General features: G+C 70.0%; 8 protein-coding genes. 3 read left to right on the top strand and 5 right to left on the bottom strand.

Features of this window, described 5'->3' with window-relative positions:
* Both Q0326_RS11075 and bamE read right to left on the bottom strand, forming a co-directional pair.
* Positions 1-1,016 (bottom strand): GAF domain-containing protein (locus Q0326_RS11075; RefSeq protein ID WP_298690124.1); only part of this gene is annotated, 1,016 nt, incomplete at its 3' end.
* Positions 1,016-1,528 carry an outer membrane protein assembly factor BamE gene (gene bamE, locus Q0326_RS11080; RefSeq protein ID WP_298690127.1) on the bottom strand — a complete coding sequence of 171 codons (513 nt, stop codon included), beginning with the start codon at positions 1,526-1,528 and terminating at the stop codon, positions 1,016-1,018. The genes Q0326_RS11075 and bamE, both read right to left, overlap by 1 nt.
* A gap of 124 nt (positions 1,529-1,652) precedes the next feature.
* On the opposite strand from bamE, the gene Q0326_RS11085 reads away from it, so the two are divergent.
* The 3 genes from Q0326_RS11085 to Q0326_RS11095 are packed head-to-tail and all read left to right on the top strand — an operon-like array spanning position 1,653 to position 3,141.
* Complete coding sequence (locus Q0326_RS11085; RefSeq protein WP_298690130.1) at positions 1,653-2,174, top strand: ubiquinol-cytochrome C chaperone family protein; 522 nt, start codon at positions 1,653-1,655, stop codon at positions 2,172-2,174.
* Positions 2,171-2,704 carry a DUF177 domain-containing protein gene (locus tag Q0326_RS11090; protein ID WP_298690133.1) on the top strand — a complete coding sequence of 178 codons (534 nt, stop codon included), beginning with the start codon at positions 2,171-2,173 and terminating at the stop codon, positions 2,702-2,704. Before Q0326_RS11085 ends, Q0326_RS11090 begins: the two co-directional genes overlap by 4 nt.
* 5 nt (positions 2,705-2,709) lie before the next feature.
* Positions 2,710-3,141, top strand: coding sequence for a DUF2721 domain-containing protein (locus tag Q0326_RS11095; protein ID WP_298690136.1), 432 nt, complete (start codon positions 2,710-2,712; stop codon positions 3,139-3,141).
* 126 nt (positions 3,142-3,267) lie between these two features.
* On the opposite strand, the gene Q0326_RS11100 is transcribed toward Q0326_RS11095, so the two are convergent.
* The 3 genes from Q0326_RS11100 to Q0326_RS11110 form a co-directional block, all read right to left on the bottom strand.
* Positions 3,268-3,723, bottom strand: a complete 456-nt coding sequence (locus Q0326_RS11100) for a hypothetical protein (RefSeq protein ID WP_298690139.1) — start codon at positions 3,721-3,723, stop codon at positions 3,268-3,270.
* The gene (locus Q0326_RS11105) at positions 3,720-4,958 is read right to left on the bottom strand and encodes a NupC/NupG family nucleoside CNT transporter (protein WP_298690142.1); all 1,239 of its coding nucleotides are present in this window, start codon (positions 4,956-4,958) and stop codon (positions 3,720-3,722) included. Before Q0326_RS11105 ends, Q0326_RS11100 begins: the two co-directional genes overlap by 4 nt.
* 217 nt (positions 4,959-5,175) lie before the next feature.
* Positions 5,176-5,712: cold-shock protein (locus tag Q0326_RS11110; protein ID WP_298690145.1), on the bottom strand; the 537-nt coding region annotated here is incomplete at its 5' end.

A 5,712-nucleotide genomic window follows, 5' to 3' on the forward strand; every position in this document is an offset into this window, starting at 1 on the left:
CCCTCGCCCGCCTCCGCCAGCGCCCGCTCGACGCGCGGCGCATCGCCGAGCTCGAGCCGGCGTGCGGCGATGTCGAGATTGCCGATGATGATGGTCAGCAGATTGTTGAAGTCGTGCGCGATCCCGCCGGTCAGCTGGCCCAGCGACTCCATCTTCTGCGCCTGCATCAGGTCGATCTCGGCGGCGCGCAGCGCGGTGTCGTCGCGGCCGATGCCGTAGATCAGCTCGCCTTCGCGGCGCAGCGTCCAGCTGACCGTGCGCGACTTGCCCCGGCGATCGCGATAGTCGCGGGTCAGCGGGATGGCGAGCCCGTCGGGTATCGCATCGAGCTGCGGGCGCAGCGCGGGATCCGCGAGGAATTCGTACATATGGATCGCCCCGGGCCGATCGATCGGGCCGAACACCTCCTGCCAAGCCGGGTTGGCGGCGAGCACGCGGCTGTCGAGATCACAGACCAGGATCAGATCGTGGGTCAGCGTCCACAGCCGGTCGCGGTCGCGCACCGCATCGGCGGACACGACGGCGCCGAGCCGGGCGATCCGGCGCAGTTCGATCAGCGACGAACATTGGCGCGCGATCGCGGCCAGCGCATCGACCCCGTCGAAACGATCGCGTGGGGTGGGATCGAGTACGCAGACGGTGCCGATCGCATGGCCGTCGGCGCTGTGGATCGGCGCCCCCGCATAGAAGCGGATGTAGGGCGGGCCGGTGACCAGCGGATTGTCGCGGAAGCGCGCGTCGCGCGTCGCGTCCAGCGTCACCAGCACATCGGTCTCGCGGATCGTATAGTCGCAGAACGCCACCGCACGCGGCGTTTCGGCGGCGTCGAGCCCGATCCGCGCCTTGAACCATTGCCGCTCGGCGTCGACCAGGCTGATCAGCGCGGTCTCGACACCGGTGACCGCCTTGGCGATCGCGACGACGTCGTCGAACCCCGCCTCAGGCGGCGTATCGAGCAGTTCGAGGCCGTAAAGCGCCGCGAGCCTCGACGACTCGTTGCGCAGGCTGCCGCTCATCACCCGCCCGGCCGATTGCCGCTGCCGCCGCCGCCATTGGGATTGTCCGCCGTGGGACCACCGACCGTCGAACCGCCGACCGCGCCGATGTTGCCGAACAACTCCTGCAGCAGGCTGCGCGACCGACCCAGCGTCGGGGTCTTGCCCGGTGCGGGATGGATCGCGACGACCTTCTCGAGTCCGGTCCGCTCGACCCCGGTGACATTGCCCGCCGGATCGAAATGCACGGCAAGCACGAGCTGGGTGATCGGCCTGGGCGTGCCGAAGGAGAATTGCCGGGTCGAGCGCGAGACATAATACCAGGTGCTGTCGTCGAACTCGCCGGCCAAGCTCGGATCGCCCAGCGTGTTGCGCACCGAATCACGATTGTCGACACCCGGCTGCACCGAGGCGACCAGCGTGCGATCGATGATATAGCCCTGGTGATCGCGGATCCGCGCGCACCCCGGAAGCCCCGCGGCCAGCGCCAGGGCGGCCGTAGCGACCCCTACGCGACGCATGCTGGCCGTCATCCGTATCTCCTCAAAAGCTCCGGACGCCCGGCCGCAACGCGAACGCCATTGCATCGGCGCTCACGCCGCTCAATATGCCGTGCGCCCGTGCCGCACAAGGCGCTTGGGGCTTGGGATCAGGCATTTGGCGACTCTGTTCAGACGGTTTCTCGGGCAACGCGGCGACAATGCCGCGCCGACCGCGCTCTACGATGCGATCGTCGCGGTCGCGCGCCGCCCGCACTGGTATGTCGGCGGCGGCGTTCCCGACACGTTCGACGGTCGCTTCGACATGGTGTCGAGCGTGCTGGCACTCGTGCTGCTGCGCCTCGAGGCGCTCGAAGAGCCCGGCCGCGGGCCGTCGGCGCGTGTCACCGAGCTGTTCGTCAGCGACATGGACGGGCAGCTGCGCCAGCGCGGGATCGGGGACCTCGTCGTCGGCAAGCATGTCGGGCGGATGATGAGCCAGCTCGGCGGCCGGCTTGCCGCCTATCGCGACGGGCTGTCGCCGGGCGGCGATCTCGCCAGCGCGATCGATCGGAACATCTTTCGCGGCGCCGACGTCACGCCGTCGGCACGCGAGCATGTTGATCGCGGCCTGCGCGGCTTGGCGGCGGACCTCGAATCACGCGACCTCGCAGCGATCCTCACAGGCGACATCGGATGAGCGCGGCCCCCGAATTCCCGCGCCCGGTGCGGCTCGATACGCTCGGCGAAGGCACGCTGGGCCAATCGATCGCGGCGACCGAGACGGAGCGCGCAGCCCTGGCGCGCCGCTTCGACCTCCAGGCGATCGCGCTGCTCGAGGCGGAGGCGACGCTCACCCGCACCGGCGACGCGGTGCTGGTCGAAGGCCGGCTGCGCGCGACCGCCACGCAGAGCTGCGTCGCGACCGGCGAGCCCGTGCCCGCGCGGATCGACGAGCCCTTCGCGCTGCGTTTCGAGCCTGCCGGTACCGGCCGCCCCGAGGAACTCGAACTCGACGAAGGCGATCTCGACGTCATCCCATACGAGGGCAGCGCGGTCGATCTCGGCGAGGCGGTGGCGCAGAGTTTCGCGCTCGCGCTCGATCCCTTCCCGCGCATTGCCGATGCGGATACGCATCTGCGCGCCGCCGGCGTGCTGACCGAGGCGGAGGCCGAGGCGGCGCGCGTTGCGGCAAGCCCGTTCGCGATCCTCAAGCGGGCCGACGACTGACCGGCATGGCGGCGATCGACCTCAACGGCGCGGCGCACGTCGTCCAGCTCGCGCTGACCCCGATCTTCCTGCTGACCGGGGTCGCCTCGCTGCTCAACGTGTTCAGCACGCGGCTGGGGCGGGTCGCCGACCGCGTCGCCGGGCTGCGTCATGATCCGGGGATGCACCGCGTCCAGCTGCGCCGGTTGCGACTGCGCTCGCGATTCCTCGACGCCGCGGTGCTGCTCGCCTCGCTCGCCGGTGGGCTGACCTGCGCCGCGGCGCTGACCCTGTTCGTCGGCGCGCTGCGCAATGCGGCGGCAGCGACGCTGCTGTTCTGGCTGTTCGGCGGCGCGGTGGTCTGCTCGACGCTGGCGCTGCTCGCCTTCTCGGGCGAGACGATCATCTCGGGCCGCACCGTGCGCGAGCAGACCGAGGATGGCGGCGCGGGGTCCTAGCGGTGCGCATGTCCATGCCGTTCCCCAGCGGAAGCCGGGGCCCAGGCCCTGAGCATGTGGCGGGCGCGGCGTTCGCCGAAAGGCGTGGGGCCTGGGCCCCGGCCTGCGCCGGGGAACGGTCGGGCGTTACGCGCCGAACTCGAGCACCATCGAGCCGCCCACCGGCACAGCGTCCCACGCCGCGGTGAGCGCTGCCAGCCGTTCGCGGATCGCATCGATCCCCGCGGGATCGACATCCAGCATCGGGCACGCGCGCGCCGCACAGGTCACCCGGTACAGCGCGATCAGCTCATCGGCCGGCGCGACCCCGCCCGACCAGGCGTCGCCCTGAATCACCTCGACCAGCCGCTCGACGCCGTCGCTTTCCGCCTCGGCGCCCATCAGGAACGTCGCCGCCTCGCCGGAGGCGACGCGCCCGAGAAAGCCGTGCGCGGCAAGCGTCGCCTCGACGGCATAATGGACCATGTCATGCGGCGCGATGCGCTGCTTGGGGCAATCGATCCGCTCGTCGCCGCCGTCGGCGCGCAGGACGACGAGCGTGTCGCTCTTGCCCGCGCCCTTGGTGAAGGCGAGCCGGATCATGGCGCGAGCAGCAGCCCGGCGAACGCCGCGCTCATCAGATTGGCGAGGCTGGCGGCGAGCAGCGCACGCAGGCCGAGCCTGGCGATCGTCGGCCGCTGATTGGGAGCGAGACTCCCGGTCACCGCCATCTGGATCGCGATCGAGCTGAAATTGGCGAAGCCGCACAGCGCGAAGGTCACCACCGCAACGGTATGCGCGGACAGCGTCGTATCCTTGCCGAGCGCGATATAGGCGACGAACTCGTTGAGCACGATCTTCTCGCCGAACAGCCCGCCGGCGATCCCCGCCTCGTGCCACGGCACGTTGAGCAGATACATCAGCGGCGCGAAGACATAGCCCAGCAGGCGCTGGAAGGTGAGCCCATCGATCCCGAACCAGTGGCCGACCCCGGTCAGCAGCCCGTTGGCGAGCGCCACCAGCGCCACAAACGCCAGCACCATCGCGCCGACCGCGACCGCGAGCCGCACGCCGGTCTGCGCGCCTTGGGCTGCCGCCATGATGATGTTGGCGGGGGCCTCGTCGCCATGCGGCGCCTCGGCGACCGCGATCGCGTCAATCTCGTCGAGCGCGGGCAGAGTCACCGGATCGGGCATGATGATCTTGGCCATCAGCAGGCCACCCGGCGCCGACATGAAGCTTGCCGCGAGCAGATAGTCGATGCGGATCCCCATCGAGGCGTAAGCGGCGAGGATCGTGCCGGCGACGCCCGCCATCCCGCTGGTCATCACCGCGAACAGCTGCGGCGGGGTGAGCCCGGCGAGATAGGGGCGGATCACCAGCGGCGATTCGCTCTGCCCGACGAAGATGTTCGCCGCCGCGCACAGCGATTCGACCCTCGACACGCCGATCACGCGCTCGATCCCGCCGCCGAGCCAGCGCACGACCAGCTGCATGATCCCGACATGGTAGAGGATCGACACCAGCGCCGCGAAGAAGATGATCACCGGCAGCGCCTGGATCGCGAACATCTGCCCGAGCGGATCGGTCGCGAGCCGCCCGAACAGGAATTGCGTGCCCGCGCTCGCATAGCCGAGCAGATCCGCGACGCCGCCCGACATCCACTGCAGGATCGCGCGCCCCGCGGGCACATAGAGGACCAGCACCGCGATCCCGGCCTGCAGGGCGAAGGCCGCACCGGTGACGCGCAGTCGGATCGCGCGACGGTCGCTCGAACAGAGGAAGGCGATCAGCAGGATCACCGCGATCCCGGCAAGACCGGTCAGGATTTTAATCATGATAAGCGGACGGCCCTTCCCCACTTGGCGCGGGCGCGACCATACACGGGCGGCGCACGGGGGCTAGGGGTACGGTCGTGGTCCCGCGCCGCAAGCGACACGCGCGCGCCGACTACGGTCACCGGGGCCGCGTCTTCGGCGCGTCTAAGCAAAAAGGGCCTGGCACCGCGCTCGTTGACGCGGTACCGGGCCCTGGCACTCCCTCCTGGGGAAAGGCTTATTGCGCGGGCGAAAGATTGACCGCCGCGTACTTGCCGCGACGATCGACCTCAAGCTCGAACTCGAGCCGGTCGCCTTCGTTGAGGCTGGTCATCCCAGCGCGTTCTACCGCGGAGATGTGAACAAATGCATCGGGCTGGCCGTCGTCGCGCTGGATGAAGCCGAAGCCCTTCATGGGGTTGAAGAACTTGACCACGCCCGAGGCCTTCTCGCCGGTCAGCTCGCGCGCCGGGGCACGCGGTGCCTCGGCGACGGGAAGCGCATCGCCCTCGATCTTGAGATCGGAAGCCGAGACGCGGCCGCCGCGATCGACGAGCGTGAACGCCAGCGGCTGGCCTTCGGCGAGACCCGTCAGGCCGGCCTGCTCGACCGCGGAGATGTGAACGAACACATCCTCGCCGCCGTCATCGCGCACGATGAAGCCGAAGCCCTTCTGCCCGTTGAAGAATTTGACCGTGCCCTTGGCTTCGCCAACGACCTGCGCCGGCATGCCGCCGCCGCCGCGCGGGCCGCCGAAGCCGCCGCCGCCGCCGGC

This window comes from uncultured Sphingomonas sp. (assembly GCF_937859915.1).
Taxonomy (GTDB): Bacteria; Pseudomonadota; Alphaproteobacteria; order Sphingomonadales; family Sphingomonadaceae; genus Solisphingomonas.

What these genes read in the sequence shown, in the direction of transcription:
- bamE (WP_298690127.1), bottom strand. Translation starts at nt 1,528, where the DNA reads ATGACGGCCAGCATGCGTCGCGTAGGGGTCGCTACGGCCGCCCTGGCG.
- Q0326_RS11090 (WP_298690133.1), top strand. Translation starts at nt 2,171, where the DNA reads ATGAGCGCGGCCCCCGAATTCCCGCGCCCGGTGCGGCTCGATACGCTC.
- Q0326_RS11095 (WP_298690136.1), top strand. Translation starts at nt 2,710, where the DNA reads ATGGCGGCGATCGACCTCAACGGCGCGGCGCACGTCGTCCAGCTCGCG.
- Q0326_RS11100 (WP_298690139.1), bottom strand. Translation starts at nt 3,723, where the DNA reads ATGATCCGGCTCGCCTTCACCAAGGGCGCGGGCAAGAGCGACACGCTC.
- Q0326_RS11105 (WP_298690142.1), bottom strand. Translation starts at nt 4,958, where the DNA reads ATGATTAAAATCCTGACCGGTCTTGCCGGGATCGCGGTGATCCTGCTG.